This is a genomic window from Thainema salinarum CENA647 (assembly GCF_057732415.1).
On sequence record NZ_JBYJZJ010000022.1, the window covers coordinates 1 to 19088 of the forward strand.

The window sequence follows — 19088 nt, forward strand, 5'->3', positions numbered from 1 at the left end:
GGATTGTAAATTAGATTGTGTCAAAGGTCAGAGATGAGATCTAATGAACTATTGAACCTAAGAGACTCGTACTATGACTTTTCGACCTGAACTCCTGGATGAATTGCTTAAAGGCTATCAGAATCCCGAAGACCTGCTGGGGGATGGAGGGATTCTTAAGCAGCTCACGGCGGCTTTGGTGGAACGCTGCTTGAATGCGGAAATGAAAACCCATCTGGACGAGCAACAGGCGGAGCCTGAAAGCGACGTCAAGCCAACTCGTAACCGCCGCAACGGCCACAGCAAGAAGACCATCAAAGGGGAGTTTGGAGAAGCTCAAATCAATGTTCCCCGTGACCGCAACAGTGAGTTTGAACCCATCATCGTCAAGAAGGGGCAGACCCGCTTCGAGGGCTTTGATGACAAGATCTTGTCCCTCTATGCCAGGGGCATGAGTACCCGTGACATTCAGGCTCAACTGCAAGACCTGTATGGCGTTGAGGTCTCAGCCGGGCTGATCTCGAACGTCACGGATGCGGTTGAAACGGAGCGTAAAATTTGGCAAAATCGCGCGCTCGACCCGGTTTATCCCATCGTCTATTTTGATGCCATCGTGGTCAAAGTCAGACAAGACGGGCGGGTGATCAACAAAGCGATTCACTTGGCGCTTGGGGTTAACTTGTCTGGCACCAAAGAACTCTTGGGGATGTGGATGACCCAGAACGAGTCTGCCAAATTTTGGCTTCAAGTGCTCACAGAGCTGCAAAATAGGGGTCTCAAAGACATCTTCATCGCTTGCTGTGATGGCCTCACTGGCTTTCCCGATGCCATTGAAGCGGTCTTTGCTCAAACCCAGGTGCAGTTGTGCATTGTTCACATGGTACGAAATTCACTCCGCTATGTGTCCTACAAAGACCGTAAGGCGGTTGCAGCAGACCTCAAGCTGATTTACACGGCCAGCACTGAGACTGAAGCAGAGCAGCGCTTAGTTGAGTTTGCCGAGCAGTGGGACCAGCAATATCCAACCATTAGCAGGTCTTGGCTTCATCATTGGCAGCGGATTATTCCCTTCTTTGCTTTTTCACCGGAGATTCGTAAAGCAATCTATACGACCAATGCGATTGAATCGATGAATATGACTCTTAGAAAGGTGATTAAAAACCACCGAGCTTTTCCAACCGATGAATCTGCCCTAAAAGTTATCTACTTGGCAATTCAAAATATTGCCAAAAAGTGAACCATGCCCATTCGCGACTGGAAACCCGCTCTCAACCGCTTCGCGATTGAATTCAGCGATCGCTTTCCAACTTGAGTTTTTACCTTTGACACAATCTATTTGACATACCCGCAACAACGACTAACCCCATGCCATCATCGAAGTCACATCCCAATTCTTTACTGCACTCCGCGCCAACAACACCCACACTTCTGCATTCTTGAGTGAGGCTCGTGACTACGTTGATTGCACCCGTGCCGATAACGCATTCACTGCCCAACTCTTTCACTGCATTGATCACAGCGTTAACTGCATTGATTACAACAATAGTTGCACCCGCATAAATAAGATATTTATCAATGCCGTCAACGATCACAGCGCTCAACTCGTTGATGGCATCGTCACACTAACGATCACACAGCTCAATCCTGCGATCGCCCAAACTTAACCAACGATCACCGCGTCAAACTCGTCGATGCACGCCGATGATATGCGATCGCAGTCTTCAAATTTGATGTATCGGAGGTGCGATTCTTTTCGCTTGTAGAAATCATTTCCGTTTAGGGATGGTTTGAATCAAGCCAGTTTGAAAAGCTTCATCGTAGGTGAGAATCGGTAAATTTTCGAGTTCGGCTTGAGCCATCAGCATCCTGTCAAAAGGATCACGATGATTGATAGGGAGACTTCCAGCTCTCAGAGCATGTGTAGCAGTGATAGAAAGTTCAAGAAACCTAGCCTCTTGCAAAGTTTGCGTATAAGCTCCGACCAATTCTGCTGCTTCTGGAAGCTTGCCAATACGATATTTGGTGGCGATTTCCCAGGCAGAGGCACTGCTGACAAGAATACAATTTTGAGGACTGCGGATGATGTCTCGACAAGTGTCATCTAGCTTTGGATCATCGAAAAGCCACCATAGCAAAATATGGGTATCGAGGAGATAGCTCATTCCCATTGCTGGAGTTCCTCTTCAGGCAAGGGTTCAAAGAAAGCGTCTCCGAGTTGACCAGTCAGTAGACCAGGGATACGAGGCTCATTTATTTCCTGATTAAGACCTAAACGGAAATAGTGAATCAAATCATAAATTTCAGCTAGTTTCTCTTCAGGTAGAGCTTGAAGCTCTTGCAGAATTTGCTGGATTAGCATGGCTTAAATTCCCAAGTGGATAGAAAGCTGGCTCAACTCCATGATGACCTATGAAACCGTATTTTCAGAAATCAAGCGCGATCGCAATTTGTCTTATGAATAAATCCAATTCATAATAGACATTTTCGTAGGGGCGAATGGCCGTTCGCCCTTACAATTCGGGGTTTATGTAAACAGGAATTTGTATTCCTCACAACGGAATGAATCCATTAAAACTGGAGCCGCACACCCGCCTGAATCGTGTGGATAAACACCGAATCCGCATCAAACTCCACATCATCTAGCTCAAAATTTTGCCCCGGCACGACAAAGAGCCGATAGCCCAAGAACAGATGCGTAAACGGTGCTAAATGATAGGTAACGCCTGCCTTGCCCTGGAAGACAAAGGCGACTTCAGAATCATCAATCGTTGTCGCTGGCAAACCCGGCACCGCCAGCTCTAAGTCATTGACGGATAGAATTCCTATCCCAGCACCGCCACCAATGTAAGGACGCAACCGCCCACGGGTGGGCACATCAAAATAGCCATTCAGCATCAGGACAAAATTATCAATGCTGCCGTCCGATTCCGACGTTAGACTGCCGCCTGGAATCAGCGCGCTGTTGAGCGTCACATCGTCAATATCGTTGTTGTTGTAGTTCAGTTCCAACTCAGCCCGCGCCACCGAGAACCGATAGCCCACCGCACCACTGAGGCCGAAGCCCGTTTGCGTATCCAGTTCCACCGATGCATCCGGCGAAACCCCTGGCGGCAGCGGCACAAGTCCAAATGCAGGTACTGTCACCGAATCCGCATCCACATCGTAGCCAAAGACCAGGGATGGCGAGGCCGAAACATACCAGCCCATTCGGATGCCAAACGGATTGGGCAACTGCGAGAGATAAACCGGATCGGTCGGCAGTGACTCTAAACCACGCGGTTCGGTGTTGAATAGATCTTCAGCCAGATTGGTTGAGGTTGATGAGAAGCCAATGGTCAGGGGTTCAAGTGCGATCGCGCTTGTCTCCACGGCGCTGGTTTCTACTTCATCAGATACTTCTGCCGTCTCCACTGTCTCCAACGGGTTCAGCTCTAATGGCGCAAGTTCTACGGGTTCGAGAGTAGACGCTGGTTCTGCACCAATTGAATCGGTAGCTGATGCAGCAGGTTCTGAAACAGGTTCTACAACAGTCTGGGCCAGGACTGGCGTAAGTTCTGAAGATAGATTTGTCTCCGGTTCTACCGCAACATTTGGAGCAGTCGCAGCAGGCGAGGCCGCATCCCATTTCGCTTTAGCAAAAGCCGCATCACTCAAAGCGAGCAGCGTAACGAGGCCAGTACATCCAGTTAGGGCAAGCCGAGCAGCGTACATGGTTGATCTCCTTGGGGCAATTGGGAGTAAACATAGTCTTAGTGCCTTTTATAGTAAGGAGTTTGAGCAGAATTGCACCTAAAGAATCAATAACGAAGCAAATTACCGTTTTCCCAACCCCTATGCTCCTCCTCCTCCTCCTCCGCCATGCCGAATCCGTTGCCAATCAAGTCCAGCGGATGCAGAGCAGTAACAACACCGATCCCCTATCTGAACGCGGTGCAGAACAGGCACAACGTCTAGGACACCAGCTCAAGCTAGCGAACTGGTGCCCCACCCATATTTATTGCAGTCCTGCCTTACGGACTCATCAAACCCTGGAGATCTTGTTGCGATCGCAATTTTCTGATTCACTGCCCACCAAGCCACCCATCCTGCACCCGGACAGTCCAGATATGGTTTACCACTGGACACCATCTTCCAGCTCTGAACCCGTCCCAATTTCGATTACCTATACCCATGCGCTCAGCGAACTCAACCCCGGCATTTTCGACGGCTTGACTTGGGCAGAAGCACAGGCACAGTATCCTGATTTGTGTGAAAAACTCCTGTCAACACTAGACTGGATGCCGATTCCCAATGCTGAAACACCCAATCAGGGACGCGATCGCGTTCAGCAGTTTATCCAGCAGTTGATTGACCAGCATCAAAACTGCGATCGCATTTGGATCGTCACTCATGCGGGTGTTTTGCAGTACTTGGTAACTGAGCTGCTGGGTTGCGATCGCGCCTGGGGTTTCGCCGCCCAACATACTGCCCGCTTTGAATTTACTCTTGACCAATCTCGCTGGCCGCAGCCGATACAGCGCAACAACACCGCCCTCTGGCGAATTGAACGATTCAACGACACCAGTCATTTGATTTAATATCCAAGTCTGCGTATAAGAGCCCAATTTATTTTTGTGAAGCGTTTGCTTCGCAAACGTTTCACAAAAATAAATTACGGGTTTTCAACCAAACCTGATATAAAACCGAAAAGCGAAGTTGCCGCTGTAGTGCAGCGGCAACTTCGCTTTTCGGTTTTAATCTAATTCCCGCCGACCTTCTAGTGCCCTTGCCAACGTAATCTCATCCGCATACTCCAAATCGCCGCCCATCGGCAAGCCAAACGCAATCCGCGTCACCTTCGTAAACGGCTTCAGCAATTGCCCCAGATAGAGCGTCGTCGTATCGCCCTCAATGCTGGGACTAATCGCCAAAATGGCTTCCTTGACACCGCCATCGCTCACCCGCCGCACCAGCGGTGAAATGTGGAGCTGTTCAGGACCAACGCCATCCATCGGCGAGATCACACCGCCCAAAACGTGATAGCGCCCCTTATACTCGCGCGTTTTTTCAATTGCAATCACATCTCTCGAATCGGCCACAATGCAAAGCGTATGCTCATCCCGATTCGGTGCCCGACAAATTTCACAAACAGGTTCTGCCGACAGGTGAAAACACACGGAACATAAACCGACCTGCTGCTTCGCCTCGACCAGTGCTTGCGCGAGCGCATACACCTCGGATTCGGGACGCTTGAGAATGTGCAAAGCAAGGCGCTGAGCCGTCTTTGGCCCAACTCCTGGCAGTCGTTGAAGCTGCTCGATCAACCGAGCCAGTGGACGTGTGTAAGCCGTAGCCAGATCTCCCTTAAATTCTCCCTCTCTACTCTACATCTTCTCCTTAAACCTATGGAGCGCGATAACCGAAGCAATGAAGGCCAGAAAACATCACACCTAAAGCATCACACCAAAACCAACGATGTTACTCGCTCAATCACTCAATCAATAAAAGCCGAGCGAAAGCATGACGCTCTCGCTCGGCTTTTATATCTATTTAATTTTGCGTATGACCGACAAATCTAATCGGGTCGTTCGCTATACTTCTTAATCAAGTGACTAAGTAAAATCAAATAGTTGTTTTTTCGGTTCGTCGCTCAAATTAAGCAGTTGTCCGGCTGCGGAAAAAGCCCCAGATAAAGATGGCAATCAGCGCACCGATAATAGCCAAGATAATTCCAGGAATACTCAGTGAAGCTGCCGTTAGCTGCAGTGTCCCCGTGGTGATGAGAGTAGCGATACTACCACCAATGAAAGCACCAACGATACCTAAGATGAGGGCGCTCAGAAGGCCGCCACCCTGATGTCCAGGATAAATCGCTTTTGCGATTGCACCTGCAATTAAACCAAGTACTAACCAAGCAATAATATTCATAAAATGGGTTCCTCTTTGTATTGCATCAAAAACCGTTTCTATGAATTAGTCTACGAAAGTGGAACCCAATCCTCGTCTATCACAGGAGATAGAGGGCCTTGCCACAAGGCAGAAGTTTTATTCAGAAAAATCTTAGAGAAATCCTTTGGACTTAGACTTCTTCTTGTTCTTTTTCGGTTTGCTAACTTCGGCTAGGGCCGCTTGAAAGAGTTCATTCAAATGTAGCGGCACACTCGCAATTTCTGGCAACGCTGGCTCTAGTGGCTTATTAAACTCTTGTAGCAGCGCATCTAAGTCACTGATCTGAAAATCTGGGCGCTCTAGCGCCATTTGGATGGCAGCTTCCAGCGTTTTCGGGTGTTGTTCAGCCAACCGATGCCAGACAAAGGCATTGATGCTGTCATCTTTTAAATAGTTCAGCACCAGTTTTTGCAAAGACTGCGCCTCTGGCGTATCGGGTTCAACGGGCTGAGCCAGTAAATCTTGGAATTTTTGGTAGTTCGTCAGCAGGCTTTGTCCCCAGCGAGGATGCGCCAGCACCGTCACCTGCTCCGCCTTTTTGATTTCCGGCGGCAGTTGCACCTGGGGAGAAGCCATCTTGGCCGCACGGGGATTGAGCAGCACTTTGGACAGGGTTTCGGGGCTAATCCCCAACGTCTCCGCAATTTCGTCCATATCTTCGCTGGTCATGCCCGCTTCTTCTGCCAGTTCCGTGAGGGGTTTGGACGGATCAATCCCTGCGGCTTCCAAATGCTGCTGCGTCACCTGTTTCTGAAACTCGTCAATCTGCTTGTTCAACTCGTAACCCGACAGCGTAATCTGATCACCGCCAAAGTGCTTCACAAATACATCGTGGTAGCGCTCCACCGACTGCCACGCTTCCTCCAGCAGTTCCGGCGCATCGCCATAGACACAGTGCCAGTGATCGTCTTTAAAGGTTCCGATCGCAACTGCCAATTTTGGCTTACCTAAACGTCCCTTCAGCACATAGGGGCCAAAAAACATCCACTCCGTCTCAGTCACAGGCGCAATCCGGCTCAAGATAATATCGCGGGGCTGGAGTCGCGCCATGTCCTGCTGCCGCTTCGGGTCAGTCCAGCGCACCGTGTAGGGTTTGGCCGTCAGCCAGTTCACCAGCCGCAACCCGTCCGGCAGCACCTCGCTCACGGCAAATAGACCAATGAATGCCTGCTTCCAGCCTTGCAGCAGCGCCTTATCGGTTTTCGATAATTTCGGAGTTTCTTTAATGAACTGATCAATAGCTGTCTCAGAATCGGTTAAAAACCGATCAAAGGCTAAATCTGACTGATTAATATCTCGCACTGGCGTTTTGAGCTGCTCAGCAATCGATTTCTCCATTGCGATCGCAAGTTCGCCCTCGGCATCATAGACAAAGTCCACTAACGACTGTTTCAATTCATGCGCTCGTTCAAATACCGTAGACAAAGCTGTTTCTCCTCTCAAAAACCAATACACAGAATCTCGCCTCTCGACAGTGCCACATTGGTGAGCAGTTGACATCACCACAGAGAGAGAAAAATCAGGACAGCCCTAATATGATAAAAGTGTTCTACTGCCCACCACCTGCCCATGCCCCGCATCCCCACGATCAAATTTGACCGAGGCACGCTGATTATCCATCCGCCACCGAGGGGGAAAGGCTGGATTGACTACGCCGTTTGGGATGACCGGATTGAGCGGTTTCGCATCCCCGCCAATCACTACCGTCCCCTAGTGGAAGCGCTGCGAGCTGAAGGGGTGTCATTTGAAGATAAGGTATCGGCCTTTGAACCGCTGGAGCTGAACTCCCAGCTCACGAAAAAGCCCTATCCCCACCAGCAAGAGGCACTAGACGCCTGGATTAAGAATAAGTGGCGCGGCGTGGTCGTGCTGCCGACCGCTGCCGGGAAAACCTATTTAGCCCAAATGGCGATGCAGGCGATTCCGCGCAGTACGTTGATTACCGTGCCGACACTGGATTTGATGCACCAGTGGTATGCTCAGTTGAAGACGGCCTTTCCAAATGTGGAAGTCGGGTTGCTGGGTGGTGGCTCCCGCGATCGCACTCCCATCCTCGTCTCAACCTACGACAGTGCCGCCATTCATGCGGAAAGCTTGGGCAACTTGTATGCGTTTCTGATCTGCGACGAGTGCCACCATTTGCCGAGTGACTTCAATCGAGTGATCGCCGAATTTGCGATCGCACCTTACAGATTAGGACTCACCGCCACACCCGATCGCTCCGATGGTCGGCATGAGGATTTAGATGAACTGCTGGGCGAGGTGGTTTATCACCGCACGGCTGAGGATTTGGCCGGCAAAGCGCTGGCCGAACATGAGATTGTGCAAATCAAAGTGGCGCTGTCCGCAGTGGAACGGAAGCGCTACGACCAGTTGATTCAAGTGCGAAACGACTTTCTGCAACGCGAGAATATTTGGCTAGGCAGTCTGAACGGCTGGCAGCAGTTTGTGCGAGCCAGTGCGCGATCGCAGTCGGGTCGCCGCGCCATGCTAGCCCATCGGGAGGCGCGCAATATCGCGTTGGGTACAGAAGGCAAGATTCAGGTTTTGGCCGATTTGCTGGCGGATCACCATCCGGAGCAGACGCTGATTTTTACCAACGACAACGCTACGGTCTATCGGATTTCCCAGGACTTTCTGATTCCGGCAATTACCCACCAAACGCCTGTTAAAGAGCGACACCAAATCCTACAAAATTTCCGCACGGGCGAGTATCGCACCCTCGTCGCCTCCCATGTGCTGAACGAGGGCGTAGACGTGCCGGAGGCTAGCGTCGCCATTCTGCTGTCGGGCACAGGCTCAGCGCGGGAATATATTCAGCGATTAGGACGAGTCTTACGGCGCGGCACGGGCGCGAAACAGGCCATTCTATATGAAGTTGTGGCCGAGGAAACCACTGAGGAAGGAGTCTCCAAACGGCGGCGACAATCCACCCAAAAACGTAAAGCTAAGACTCAACTTGAGCTAATTGCCCCTGAGCCGATTTACAATAAACAGTCTATGCCTCCGACCCGGCGAGCAGCCGAAGCAGAGGGTGACTGGCATTCGGATTCGTCTGAATCTCCGCCGAAACGCTGACTATAAATCGATTTCAAAACCCGATGGCCATGCATACTTTTCTGCCGATCGCATATTTTCAAAATCAGTTTGTCCCATTTGAACAGGCCAATATTTCCATTGCCACCCATGCCTTGCATTACGGCACAGGTGCGTTCGGTGGTTTGCGTGGCATCCCTGATCCGCAAAATTCGGATCAGATCTTGCTGTTCCGTCTGGATCGTCACTGCCAGCGGTTGAGCAACAGCGCTCGCTTTCTTCAGTTTGACCTGCCTGCGGACAAGATTCAGCAGGTGATTGTCGATTTCGTCAAAAAGAATGCGCCGAGTACGTCATTCTACATTCGCCCCTTTGTCTACACGTCGGACTTAGGCATCGCGCCCCGTTTGCACAATGTCCAGAAGGATTTCTTTGTCTACGGTCTAGAGCTGGGCGATTATCTCTCGCCCGATGGCGTTAGCTGCCGAATCAGCTCCTGGTATCGGCAGGAAGACCGCAGCCTGCCGCTGCGCGGTAAGATCAGCGGTGCCTACATCACCTCCTCAATGGCGAAGACAGAAGCGGTAGAATCCGGTTTTGATGAAGCGATTCTGATGAACTCCCAGGGCAAGGTCAGCGAGGCATCCGGCATGAATGTCTTTGTGATCCGTAACGGTAAGCTGATCACCCCCGGTTACGAGCAGGACATACTGGAAGGGATTACCCGTGACAGCGTGCTGACCATCGCGCGGGATCTGGGCATCGAAGTTGTCGAGCGGCCAATCGATAAAACCGAGTTACTAATTGCCGACGAGGTCTTCCTCAGCGGCACAGCGGCAAAGATTACACCCGTCAAGCAAATCGAGAACTATAAGCTCTCAACCGATCGTCCGATTACGGACAAGCTGCGCGACAAACTCACGGCCATCACCGAAAACCGCGACCCTGATTACCAAGACTGGGTATTTGCGATCGCGCTCAAGTAACGCTCTATCCAAAACCCAAAGAGAATATGCTGCCGCAGCGCGGCAGCATATTCTCTTTGGGTTTCATGATTAAACCTTGGGTGTAAACCGCCCTAGATGTTCTTCACCCTGACGAGACGGCACCGAGTTCTCAACGGGTACAAGGGATTGAATCTCAAACTCAGCACTAAACAGCTCGCGAATCTCCTCTGGAGTCACCCCATACGGTGGCCCACCGGGTCGATTGTGAGTAAAGAACAGCGCAATCAGCTCACCCGCTGGCTTGAGCACCGTTCTCACGAGCTGGACGTACTCTGGCCGCAGTTCCGGCGCGATCGCACAAAAGCAGGTATGCTCCACCACGTAATCAAACTGATGAGCAAAGTCGTCTTCTAGGGTGAAAATATCGCGCTGAAGAAATTGGGCTTGGGTCAGGAGGTTGCGATCGCGGGCCGCTTTGGTGGCGGCAAGGATGGCCGAGGGCGCAAAATCAACCCCGACTACCTCAAATCCCCGCTCAGCAAACAGCAGGGCATCATGGCCTCGTCCTGCGCCTAAAACTAAAACGGAACCGGGTTGAGGCGCATCCGGTGAGTCGAGCAGCATCACAAAGGCTGGAGCAGGCTGACCCAAATCCCAGCGGGTTGAACCGTCCTGATAGCGCTGTTCCCATGCATCCGGAGTCAAATTGGATGGAGTCTGAGTCATTGCTTTCGATAGAGCTAAAGAATGAGCGATTTCAATCTGTCAGCAGGTGTGCCGAATAACGGCTCATCTTAATGTTGAATCATTTCTGAATCATATTGCCTAATTGAGACAAACTTGTGATCGCATAACTCATACATGCTTGGGCCTACAGAATTTACCGATTAGTTGTGACGGTACACTCTCCTAGCCGAACTTGAGGCAAATTGTGAGACTGGTTGCATCAGAAATTATTTGTCATTCATTTGTCACTGAAGTCAACACGCCAACCCCATGAACAAGCTTGAGCAGATTAAAACGCTAAATCGCATTCGGCGGTTCAGCCGCATCCTAGATGCTTCAATTGGCTTACCTTTCACCAAATTCAAAATTGGTCTTGACCCTATTCTCGGCCTCGTGCCAGGTTTGGGTGACGTGGTGACCACGGCTTTTTCGGCTTACATCATTGTGATGGCGGCGCGATTCGGCTTACCGTGGCCGATCTTACGTCAGATGTTGCTCAATGTGGGACTGGAATTCGTGGTTGGTGAAATTCCGATTGTTGGCGATATTTTCGACGCATTTTACAAGTCGAACATTCGGAACTTAGGTCTGCTCGAAAAACACTTGCAGCAGGTGGAACCCGAACTAGAAACGCTTGATATCGAAGGCTTATCGAGCGCTGATGCCCTGACTGCAAAGGACGAACCGCTATTTAATCCGTAATTTCATTTGCCATCTGTCCTCGAAAGCCAAATGAGCGATGCTCCCACCGTGCGGTGGGAGCATCGCTCATTCAGTTTTTGCGCTGTTACGGTTCGTGCTGCCTTAATCGTGAGTGATGCCGTCGGGCAAAATTGTCCCCGTCATATCAGCATTACGGAAATTGGTGTTTTCAACTCTGGCGTTGAGCATCACGGCCTCTGCCAGGGTTGCACCGCTGAGATTTGACCAGTTCAGCTTGGTGCGATACATGTTGGCCCCTCGTAGATTCGCGCCCCGTAAGGATGACCAACTGAGCGCCGCTCCCCGCAGATTGGCTCGATTGAGATTCGCGTTCACCAGGTTGGCACCATTTAGCTTGGCCCGAGAGAGGTCAGCTTCTCGCAAATCCGCAGATTCCAGCGCTGTACCGTGGAGAATAGCCGAAACGAGGTTTGCCCCAGCTAGAACGGCTCCATTGAGTACCGTATTGCTTAAATTTGCGCCCTCTAGGATAGCTCCCGTTAGATTCACCTCGACAATGCGAGCGCGGCTCAAATTCGCTTCAGTTAAGTCCACATCGATCAGAGTTGCCTGATCGAGAATCGCTTCGCCCAAGTTCGCTTCTCGCAAATTGGCCCCTGTCATCTGCACATGATTCATGGCTGCAGCTCGCATACCGGCTTCTGCAAGATTGGCCCGATTGAAGCTAGCATTCGTTAGGTTGGCACCAATTAAATTAGCCAAGGTGAAATCTGCCTCATCACAGGTCGCATTTATCAGCGTGGCTTCCCGCAGATTGGCGTTGGCTAGATTCGTGTTGCGCAGGTTAATGCGGCTCAGTAATGCCCGACGAAAATTGATACCACGTAAATCTTGGCCTGACAGATCCGCACCGACCAGGTTGATTTCGCGAAAATCGCGTTCTCCTGCAGCGTAGCGCCGCAAAAGCTCTTCAGGACTCAGATTACTACTAACGATATTGGTCAAGTCTGGCATGTACATTACAAGTATGCTCTGAAGGAAATGTAGGCTCAACACATCGCCCAAGATCTCGCTTCAACTTAAAACGGGATGAATCCCGAAAGCATTGGTGAACAATCGGATTGAAATTGTTGTATGGCAAAGCTGGCCGATCATCTATGCCGATAATCTAGATTGAGTGACGGCGTGTCTTTAGATTTTGGTAGCGCTATTTGGTTAACACTTGTTTATTATGGGGCGTACCCACTACAACGAACAGTTATTACCGTTTAAGAACCACCTATGAGTTTTACCTCTAACATCTAAGTCTGTCAGGAAGGAACCAATTACTTTTTGTGAAAAGCGGGCAGTGTCAGCCTTTCATAAAAAGTAATTGGTTCCTCAAAACAAACTGCGTCAAGATTGTAGGTATAGAGTACCCACACTCGACGTTGATATTGACACTCTGGCAAAAAGCAAATCTAGTTTTTCTTTATGGGGCAAATATACAGCAATACGGATTGGCTGACCTGTAAAGATTCGCACATCTAGTGTAACTAGTCTTGCTGAGTGGCAAACTGTCTAGCGCCGATGAAGGAAAGCGCGATCGCAACTAAAAGCAAAACCGGAATTGAATACCAGGGAAACTCGCTCAGTGGCTGATAGGCAGCGGCCCGTAACCCGGTTGTAGTATAGGTGAGCGGTAAGCAGTAGACAATCACCTGTAGTGCAGCAGGCAGCGTCGCCGGATCAAAAAACGTAGCGCCTAAAAACGACATAGGCACAATCAGAAAGTTGTTGAACAGTCCTACACTTTCCAAGGACTTGACGTTGAGGCCAACAATCACGCCGAGTCCGGCAAATACGGCGCAGTTCAGCACCAAAACCAGCAAAAACAGCGGATTCAAAAAGCTCCAGATCTGGCCTGTAAATAAAATTGCCACCAAAATTACCGAGGCCGCCGTCATTAAGCCCCGCACGATTCCGGCCAGCATCTTACCCAAGTGCAGCGCCAGGGGAGGCACCGGATAGAGCAGCATTTCTTCGAAGGTTTTGGTAAACAGGCGATCGCCGCAAATTGAAAAGGTCGTGCCGCCAAAGCTAATCACCATTGATGACAGCGCCACCATGCCGGGTAGGATAAATTCCAAATAGCTATCGCCTGCCGCAGGTTCCACCACCTGATCCAGCGAGTTCCCCAGCCCCAAACCAAAGGCCAAAATGTAGATCAGCGGTGAAACCAAACCAGAGGCTGCAACTTGCCAAATACGCGCTCTCAGGTCTAACCAATCACCCCAAAAGACAGTCAGACTATCGGACAGAACCAGCCACAGCGGGAATTTGCGTAGTGTGTTGGCGTTGGCAAGCGGGGAATTGACAGAAGTATCCACAGGGAACCTAGATTTCAAAACGTTCTAGCTGTATTTTATCTTTACTTCATTATTTAAAATCTGTTTATGCCATAAGCCAGAATTTTCGGTTGCGTTGGCACAAGTGGCACAAAATTTGGCGGTTCACAAACATTACCGGAATACCACCACCAAAATCTAAATTTGAATTGGATCAAAGAATACAAATTCGCTATAGTAGAGAACGCTGTCTAAATGAAGGGTATCCAAACTTCACTACATGGCTAAGAAAAGCATGATCGAGCGCGAAAAGAAGCGCCAAAAGTTAGTTGAAAAGTATGCTGCTAAGCGCGAAGAGCTGCTTCAGCAGTTTGACGAAGCGAATACTCAGCAAGAGAAAGTCGCCATTCATCGTAAAATTCAGCAGTTGCCGCGCAACAGTGCTCCCACTCGCGTACGCAACCGCTGCTGGATGACGGGTCGCTCCAGAGGCTACTACCGCGATTTTGGTTTGTCACGTCACGTGATTCGTGAGATGGCGCACCAAGGATTGCTGCCGGGCGTGGTCAAGTCCAGTTGGTAGTGCTGAATCTGGGTGGGCTGTGATGAGTCAGGATTGGCTCAGCGCCTAGTCGATCTGGTTGCATCACAGAGTTAGCGTTTAGCGCGAGCCTCAGATGATGTTAGATTTTCAACCTCAATCTATATTGAAAAACCCCAGGTGTTGAATCGCTGAGTTGCGATCGCACCTGGGGTTTTTAATTGAGGATTCAGCTAACTAAGTATTCAGCCCGACCTAAGACTGTCCACAGCAGCGATCGACGCCTAAGCTGTCCAACAGCAAATCACCGACCGCATTGGCTACAGCAAACTCACTGTAAAAACTGCGGGAAAAATCAAACTGCTGCATTTCGGTTAGAATCGCCAAGACTAACGAGCCTAGATCATTCTCGCCTTCCATGCGCTGACGGACAAAAACGCGCGTCGCCCGATTAGCAATGTCGTCGTTCACGGACTCCGGCAAAAATTCCTCGTTCAGCCACTTCAGCAAAGCAGCATGAAGCCATACGCCTTCCTGCTCCGGGTCTTCCACAGGCGGCAGCGTCACGGGATCAATCGGTTGAGCGGGGGGTTGAGTGGGTTCAGTCATAAACGCTGAATGATAAATCAAACGTCAATGCGGCAGTGGTTCTAGTCTACCTTCCCACCCATCTACCCATCCACTCTGGTTGAAAAACCATGTCTATTTTTGTGAAACGTTTGCTCCGCAAACGTTTCACAAAAATAGACATGGTTTTCATATACAGACTCAAGATTACACAGAACAAAGAACTCAAAATGCTAATCCGAAAGCTCCACGAATGCGAAGAATTTATCGCCGGGGACGGCACCCAACTGCGGGAACTCTTGCATCCCGACAAACAGCCAATTGAACTGCGCTATAGTTTGGCCCATGCGGTGGTGCCAGTGGGGAAAACCTCCGTGCCGCACTCATTAACCACGTCTGAGGTGTATTACATTCTCAGTGGCACAGGCGAGATGCACATTGACGACGAGGTGCAGACGGTTGAACCGGGGGATGCGGTCTATATTCCGCCCAATGCGCGGCAGTTTATCCGCAATTCTGGGCCAGAGCCGCTAGTCTTTATATGTATGGTTGATCCAGCTTGGCGCAAAGAAGATGAAACGGTTTATGCCAACGAAATCTAAACGCTCTTTGGGTAGATTGCCCCGGTTCACGTCACTGATTGTTTGCTCTCTCAGCTTCACGCTCTGCTGGAGCACGGTCGCCTGTGCGCAGGAGATAGCGGATCAATCGCTTAGGCCGCAGCAGATTGAAAAGCAACAGGTTGATGATTCTAATCCAGTAGCAGCGTCTGATACGGCTGAGATTTTGGACGATCTAGCCAGCGCAACGGTCGTTTATCTGGGTGAACAGCACGATAGCGCTGCCGATCATGCTGCTCAGCTTGAAATCATCCAAGCCCTGCATCAGCGGAATCCTCAAGTTGCGATCGCGCTGGAAATGTTTCAGCAGCCGTTTCAGCCCGTGATTGATCAGTACCTGGCTGGTGAGATCAGCGAAGCGGAGCTGCGCGAGCAGACTGAATACGACCAGCGCTGGGGATTTCCTTGGGAATACTATGCGCCGATTTTACGCTATGCCCAAGCGAACGACCTGCCCGTCATTGCGCTCAATGTTCCCACTGAGGTGACGCGGCAAGTGGCAGAAAAGGGGCTGGGTAGCCTAACGGCTGAGCAGCGGCAGTATATTCCGCCTGTGGATGAAATTGATTTGAGTGATGCCGACTACCGGGCGTTGATGCTGGATATTTATAAAGGTTTTCACGCTGGACATGGCGCGGGTACGAGTTTTGAGCGGTTCTTCCTCGCGCAAGTTCTCTGGGATGAAACGATGGCGGCGGGGATCGTCAACTTCCTGCGCCAGAATCCGGACTATCAGGTGGTGACGTTGGCGGGGCAGGGACACATTGTTTATGACTACGGCATTCCCAACCGCGTGGAACGGCGTCTAGATGCTCGTCCCGATCTCTTTCCCGATTGGAGCCATCGCTCGGTTGTACTGAGTCCGAGTGAAGATTTAGCGGCATCTGATCCAACCAATTTAGCGGATTATCTCTGGATGTCAGACGAAATGGAGATGCATTAGAACGATGGCGGCAAAGTCAGATCCAAATCGCATAATTCGCTTATTGCCGCTGGTGGCGGGCATTTTAGGGGGTTCGCTCCTGCTGATCAATCGGTTAGTGACCGCTAACCTGACCGATACGCAAGCGCGCTCGGACGTGCTGGGTGTGATCTTGAGTGCGCTACTCATCCTGACAGGCTTGCTGTGGCAGCGGGTGCAACCGCGATCGCCCGATGTGGTCAACCTGATGGGTGAAGAAGGTTTTGATTTGGCAGATGATTTAGCGGAATCCGTTCAGACGGAACTGGCCTGGGCCTCTCATCTCCTGCTGACCAACACCGTAACGCGCACGCTGGTAGTTTACTATCAGGGCAAAATTTTGCTGCGACGCGGCATTCTGGCTCCCAAAGCCGAGGTGAAACCTGGCCCCATTTTGCAGCGGGTTTTGCAGCAGAAAAAGCCTGTTTACTTAGTGGACTTAAAGCTTTATCCAGGACGAGTCGAGTTCGATTATCTGCCCGAAAACACCCAGGGACTAATTTGTCAGCCGATGGGCAATAATGGTGCGCTGATTCTGGGAGCCAATGCGCCCCGCAGCTACACTCAGAAGGACGAAACTTGGATTGCAGGTATTGCAGATAAACTCGGCAATACGCTGGATTCGCATGAAGTACAGCCCAAATAAGTTGAAAGCTGCGCGCTGCGCGTGCAGCTTTCGAGCGATCTAGCAAGTTTTTAATCTCTGTGGGTCTAATTCCCCGTGGCTTGCCACGTTAGTGGTAGCGCGGGAGTGCGTCCCGAAGGGCAAATTCCGTAATGCCCCGTCCGCTTGCGGCGGGGATAGGAATTTGAGCGCCCCGCGAGATTTACTTCAGCGTTGAAATAATTACCCCGATTAGGCAACCTAAACCCGCTCCTAGACCCGACGTGCCGAGTAAAATCAAGCGGTGCTGAGGCGATTCGAAGGCGATTTGCATCTGTCGGCGGGCTTCAGCTACCAGCATGGCAACAGCACCCGCAATCAAAACGGACAGCAGGCTAGTCGTAAACAGCTCTAGGCCGACACTGAATCCGGATTCAACCGTCCAGTTGATGCCAACCGCAAGCCCCAGGGTCAGCAGAATAGCGCCGATCGTTTCCCACGTGACAGCTAGTAACAACATTCCAAATCCAGCAAACAGCCATCCCAGTGCAGGCGATGAAAATAGGTACAGCACTGTAGCGACTACAGCAAAACCTAGAACTACACCTGCTAACCATACGGCATATAGCGATCGCGCCCGACGACGGCTTTGTCTAGAAACAGGAGCCATAGCAGTAGTACCTGCGAAGATGATATGTAGCTGTAGCCATGTTGGTTGGGACATTTTTGTAGCGCGGCTCTGCCGCGCTACAAAAATGTCCGTGTCTTAACCTAGCGGACTACAGCTATACAAATATTACAAAACGAGGCGAAATGTTTAAACTTTTACGCCCGCTAAAACCAAGTCCACCACTTCTTGAGTGTGTTTTGCGATCGCAGCTGGACTGAGCATCGGTTCTCCGGCCCAAACGTGGCGAATATTTTCGTAGGCAATGAAGTAAAACACGCAGGTGCCGACAATATTAATGGCGCAGTGATCGGCATCTAGGGCGCGAAAACTACCGTCAGCCATGCCGCGCTTCAGAATTTGAGTCAGCACATCGTAAAACAGACGGGCATCTAGTTGCTGATAGTATTTGCCCTGATTTTGAATCGCTTCATGAAATAAAATGTGGCAAATGTTGGGGCTTTTGGACTGAACTTCAATTGCCCTTCGGACAAACTGCTCTAGCGCTATAGTCGGCGGCAGCGTTTCCAGTTCCAGTTCTTCCCAGGCACGGGCAAAGTCTTGGAAACAGCGCTTCAGTACCGTCTTATAAACGTCTTCTTTGCTGTTGAAATAGTAGTAAATCATGGCTTTGGTGACGCCCGTTTTAGCTGCGATCGCATCCATGCGGGCACCTTGTAAGCCATGTTTGGCAAATTCTTCCTCTGCCGCATCCAAAATGTCAGCCCTCGTTGATTCCGCATCTCGCACGGTTCGGCCTGACTTATGTTTGCTGGTTTGATGATTGGAGGATTGCTTTGCAGATGAAGCCAACTTTAATTACCTTGAACAAACAATCAACGGATGCTGAATTAGCAAATCCGTACGCCAAAACTTGAAAGCGAGCATCCCACCGTCGCAATGCGGCAGCAAAATGCTCACTTCCGAATATAGTTTAATTGTGAATTAGCCAACTCAAGTTAGCTCTGGCCACAAATTGGTGAGAACTCGATTGAATCAGCTATCGATCAGCCTATGCGGGAGCAAGCTGAACGATGAGCGTGCGCTTATCAATCGACTGCACCTTACCGGCTTCATGCAAATCCTGAACGATCCGATCGAGTAGCTCTTGAGCGCGATCGCGGTGCTGGTGTTCTCGACCCCGCAGGCGGATTTGGAACTTAACTAAGTTGCCACCTTCAAGCCACTTAATAGCACGCTGAATCCGAATGCCGTAGTCATTATCATCAACATTAGGACGCAGCTTCACCTCTTTCATCGTTGGGCGAGCACTTGTGCTTTGGCGCTGACGTTTCTTTTGCTGATATTGGTGCTTACCGTAGTCCATCACTTTCGCGACGGGTACATCCTTCCCTTCAGAGACGACCACTAGGTCTAAACCTGCTGTCTTTGCGATTTGTAGCGCATCGCGAGTGTCTGTTGGGCCGTGATTAGTGTTTTCGTGATCGATTAAAAGAACTTGCTTTGATCGAATTTGATTGTTGACTTGTTTTTTGGGTGTCTTAACGATAAGTCCGTCCTC

At 50.4% G+C, this 19088-nt stretch carries 22 protein-coding genes and 1 pseudogene; 9 read left to right on the forward strand and 14 right to left on the reverse strand.

The annotated features are described in order from the left end of the window. Window positions 1–73: 73 nt before the first annotated feature. Window positions 74–1291, forward strand: a pseudogene (locus tag AC286M_RS06635) (IS256 family transposase). Window positions 1292–1295: 4 nt separating this feature from the next. On the opposite strand, the gene AC286M_RS06640 reads toward AC286M_RS06635, so the two are convergent. The 4 genes from AC286M_RS06640 to AC286M_RS06655 all read right to left on the reverse strand — a co-directional run bounded on the left by AC286M_RS06640 (window position 1296) and on the right by AC286M_RS06655 (window position 3690). Further along, window positions 1296–1571, reverse strand: coding sequence for a hypothetical protein (locus AC286M_RS06640; RefSeq protein WP_488203621.1), 276 nt, complete (start codon window positions 1569–1571; stop codon window positions 1296–1298). A gap of 174 nt (window positions 1572–1745) precedes the next feature. Beyond that, the gene (locus tag AC286M_RS06645; protein ID WP_488203622.1) at window positions 1746–2147 is read right to left on the reverse strand and encodes a type II toxin-antitoxin system VapC family toxin; all 402 of its coding nucleotides are present in this window, start codon (window positions 2145–2147) and stop codon (window positions 1746–1748) included. Beyond that, complete coding sequence (locus AC286M_RS06650) at window positions 2138–2338, reverse strand: hypothetical protein (RefSeq protein WP_488203623.1); 201 nt, start codon at window positions 2336–2338, stop codon at window positions 2138–2140. The genes AC286M_RS06645 and AC286M_RS06650 overlap by 10 nt, the downstream gene beginning before the upstream one ends. 209 nt (window positions 2339–2547) lie before the next feature. Continuing rightward, the gene (locus AC286M_RS06655; protein ID WP_488203624.1) at window positions 2548–3690 is read right to left on the reverse strand and encodes an outer membrane protein; all 1143 of its coding nucleotides are present in this window, start codon (window positions 3688–3690) and stop codon (window positions 2548–2550) included. A 122-nt stretch (window positions 3691–3812) separates the two neighbouring features. On the opposite strand from AC286M_RS06655, the gene AC286M_RS06660 reads away from it, so the two are divergent. Next, window positions 3813–4556 carry a histidine phosphatase family protein gene (locus AC286M_RS06660; RefSeq protein WP_488203625.1) on the forward strand — a complete coding sequence of 248 codons (744 nt, stop codon included), beginning with the start codon at window positions 3813–3815 and terminating at the stop codon, window positions 4554–4556. Between the two features lie 156 nt (window positions 4557–4712). Here the strand turns inward: AC286M_RS06660 and recR are convergent, their stop codons facing one another. The 3 genes from recR to AC286M_RS06675 all read right to left on the reverse strand — a co-directional run bounded on the left by recR (window position 4713) and on the right by AC286M_RS06675 (window position 7332). Next, a complete protein-coding gene (recR, locus tag AC286M_RS06665; protein ID WP_488208818.1) occupies window positions 4713–5315 on the reverse strand; it encodes a recombination mediator RecR in 603 nt (200 codons plus the stop codon). 298 nt (window positions 5316–5613) lie between these two features. Beyond that, window positions 5614–5886, reverse strand: coding sequence for a GlsB/YeaQ/YmgE family stress response membrane protein (locus AC286M_RS06670; protein ID WP_488203626.1), 273 nt, complete (start codon window positions 5884–5886; stop codon window positions 5614–5616). A 132-nt stretch (window positions 5887–6018) separates the two neighbouring features. Continuing rightward, window positions 6019–7332, reverse strand: a complete 1314-nt coding sequence (locus tag AC286M_RS06675; protein ID WP_488203627.1) for a hypothetical protein — start codon at window positions 7330–7332, stop codon at window positions 6019–6021. 144 nt (window positions 7333–7476) lie between these two features. On the opposite strand from AC286M_RS06675, the gene AC286M_RS06680 reads away from it, so the two are divergent. Together AC286M_RS06680 and AC286M_RS06685 are read left to right on the forward strand one after the other, a co-directional pair. Then, complete coding sequence (locus tag AC286M_RS06680) at window positions 7477–8985, forward strand: DEAD/DEAH box helicase (RefSeq protein WP_488203628.1); 1509 nt, start codon at window positions 7477–7479, stop codon at window positions 8983–8985. Between the two features lie 29 nt (window positions 8986–9014). After that, a complete protein-coding gene (locus AC286M_RS06685) occupies window positions 9015–9929 on the forward strand; it encodes a branched-chain amino acid transaminase (RefSeq protein WP_488203629.1) in 915 nt (304 codons plus the stop codon). 69 nt (window positions 9930–9998) lie between these two features. Here AC286M_RS06685 and AC286M_RS06690 read toward each other — a convergent pair whose 3' ends face one another. Next, window positions 9999–10616: a methyltransferase domain-containing protein gene (locus tag AC286M_RS06690; RefSeq protein ID WP_488203630.1), complete on the reverse strand. Its 618-nt coding sequence runs from the start codon at window positions 10614–10616 to the stop codon at window positions 9999–10001. A 270-nt stretch (window positions 10617–10886) separates the two neighbouring features. On the opposite strand from AC286M_RS06690, the gene AC286M_RS06695 reads away from it, so the two are divergent. Beyond that, window positions 10887–11318 (forward strand): DUF4112 domain-containing protein, encoded by a 432-nt coding sequence (locus AC286M_RS06695; RefSeq protein WP_488203631.1) that lies wholly within the window; start codon window positions 10887–10889, stop codon window positions 11316–11318. Between the two features lie 102 nt (window positions 11319–11420). On the opposite strand, the gene AC286M_RS06700 is transcribed toward AC286M_RS06695, so the two are convergent. Beyond that, window positions 11421–12299 (reverse strand): pentapeptide repeat-containing protein, encoded by an 879-nt coding sequence (locus tag AC286M_RS06700; RefSeq protein WP_488203632.1) that lies wholly within the window; start codon window positions 12297–12299, stop codon window positions 11421–11423. Between the two features lie 515 nt (window positions 12300–12814). Further along, window positions 12815–13648 carry an ABC transporter permease gene (locus tag AC286M_RS06705; RefSeq protein WP_488203633.1) on the reverse strand — a complete coding sequence of 278 codons (834 nt, stop codon included), beginning with the start codon at window positions 13646–13648 and terminating at the stop codon, window positions 12815–12817. Window positions 13649–13886: 238 nt separating this feature from the next. Between AC286M_RS06705 and rpsN the strand changes: the two genes are divergently transcribed. Next, window positions 13887–14189 carry a 30S ribosomal protein S14 gene (rpsN, locus tag AC286M_RS06710; RefSeq protein WP_488203634.1) on the forward strand — a complete coding sequence of 101 codons (303 nt, stop codon included), beginning with the start codon at window positions 13887–13889 and terminating at the stop codon, window positions 14187–14189. Between the two features lie 213 nt (window positions 14190–14402). Here rpsN and AC286M_RS06715 read toward each other — a convergent pair whose 3' ends face one another. Beyond that, window positions 14403–14756, reverse strand: coding sequence for a DUF8822 family protein (locus AC286M_RS06715; RefSeq protein WP_488203635.1), 354 nt, complete (start codon window positions 14754–14756; stop codon window positions 14403–14405). A 188-nt stretch (window positions 14757–14944) separates the two neighbouring features. Between AC286M_RS06715 and AC286M_RS06720 the strand changes: the two genes are divergently transcribed. From AC286M_RS06720 to AC286M_RS06730, 3 genes are read left to right on the forward strand one after another with little or no spacing between them, the layout of a single operon-like run. Further along, on the forward strand, window positions 14945–15316 hold the full coding sequence (locus AC286M_RS06720) for a cupin domain-containing protein (RefSeq protein ID WP_488203636.1): 372 nt from the start codon (window positions 14945–14947) through the stop codon (window positions 15314–15316). Continuing rightward, a complete protein-coding gene (locus AC286M_RS06725) occupies window positions 15300–16277 on the forward strand; it encodes a ChaN family lipoprotein (protein ID WP_488203637.1) in 978 nt (325 codons plus the stop codon). Before AC286M_RS06720 ends, AC286M_RS06725 begins: the two co-directional genes overlap by 17 nt. A 4-nt stretch (window positions 16278–16281) precedes the next feature. Then, window positions 16282–16941 carry a cofactor assembly of complex C subunit B gene (locus AC286M_RS06730; RefSeq protein WP_488203638.1) on the forward strand — a complete coding sequence of 220 codons (660 nt, stop codon included), beginning with the start codon at window positions 16282–16284 and terminating at the stop codon, window positions 16939–16941. Window positions 16942–17122: 181 nt separating this feature from the next. Here AC286M_RS06730 and AC286M_RS06735 read toward each other — a convergent pair whose 3' ends face one another. The 3 genes from AC286M_RS06735 to infC form a co-directional block, all read right to left on the reverse strand. Then, window positions 17123–17569, reverse strand: coding sequence for a hypothetical protein (locus AC286M_RS06735; RefSeq protein ID WP_488203639.1), 447 nt, complete (start codon window positions 17567–17569; stop codon window positions 17123–17125). Between the two features lie 147 nt (window positions 17570–17716). Then, window positions 17717–18379, reverse strand: a complete 663-nt coding sequence (locus tag AC286M_RS06740; protein WP_488203640.1) for a TetR/AcrR family transcriptional regulator — start codon at window positions 18377–18379, stop codon at window positions 17717–17719. A 199-nt stretch (window positions 18380–18578) separates the two neighbouring features. Further along, complete coding sequence (gene infC, locus AC286M_RS06745; protein ID WP_488208819.1) at window positions 18579–19076, reverse strand: translation initiation factor IF-3; 498 nt, start codon at window positions 19074–19076, stop codon at window positions 18579–18581. Between the last annotated feature and the right edge of the window lie 12 nt (window positions 19077–19088).

Coding starts and splice junctions, on each gene's coding strand:
- AC286M_RS06645 (WP_488203622.1), bottom strand. CDS start 2,147: ATGGGAATGAGCTATCTCCTCGATACCCATATTTTGCTATGGTGGCTT.
- AC286M_RS06650 (WP_488203623.1), bottom strand. CDS start 2,338: ATGCTAATCCAGCAAATTCTGCAAGAGCTTCAAGCTCTACCTGAAGAG.
- AC286M_RS06655 (WP_488203624.1), bottom strand. CDS start 3,690: ATGTACGCTGCTCGGCTTGCCCTAACTGGATGTACTGGCCTCGTTACG.
- AC286M_RS06660 (WP_488203625.1), top strand. CDS start 3,813: ATGCTCCTCCTCCTCCTCCTCCGCCATGCCGAATCCGTTGCCAATCAA.
- AC286M_RS06670 (WP_488203626.1), bottom strand. CDS start 5,886: ATGAATATTATTGCTTGGTTAGTACTTGGTTTAATTGCAGGTGCAATC.
- AC286M_RS06680 (WP_488203628.1), top strand. CDS start 7,477: ATGCCCCGCATCCCCACGATCAAATTTGACCGAGGCACGCTGATTATC.
- AC286M_RS06685 (WP_488203629.1), top strand. CDS start 9,015: ATGCATACTTTTCTGCCGATCGCATATTTTCAAAATCAGTTTGTCCCA.
- AC286M_RS06690 (WP_488203630.1), bottom strand. CDS start 10,616: ATGACTCAGACTCCATCCAATTTGACTCCGGATGCATGGGAACAGCGC.
- AC286M_RS06695 (WP_488203631.1), top strand. CDS start 10,887: ATGAACAAGCTTGAGCAGATTAAAACGCTAAATCGCATTCGGCGGTTC.
- AC286M_RS06700 (WP_488203632.1), bottom strand. CDS start 12,299: ATGTACATGCCAGACTTGACCAATATCGTTAGTAGTAATCTGAGTCCT.
- rpsN (WP_488203634.1), top strand. CDS start 13,887: ATGGCTAAGAAAAGCATGATCGAGCGCGAAAAGAAGCGCCAAAAGTTA.
- AC286M_RS06715 (WP_488203635.1), bottom strand. CDS start 14,756: ATGACTGAACCCACTCAACCCCCCGCTCAACCGATTGATCCCGTGACG.
- AC286M_RS06720 (WP_488203636.1), top strand. CDS start 14,945: ATGCTAATCCGAAAGCTCCACGAATGCGAAGAATTTATCGCCGGGGAC.
- AC286M_RS06725 (WP_488203637.1), top strand. CDS start 15,300: ATGCCAACGAAATCTAAACGCTCTTTGGGTAGATTGCCCCGGTTCACG.
- AC286M_RS06730 (WP_488203638.1), top strand. CDS start 16,282: ATGGCGGCAAAGTCAGATCCAAATCGCATAATTCGCTTATTGCCGCTG.
- AC286M_RS06735 (WP_488203639.1), bottom strand. CDS start 17,569: ATGGCTCCTGTTTCTAGACAAAGCCGTCGTCGGGCGCGATCGCTATAT.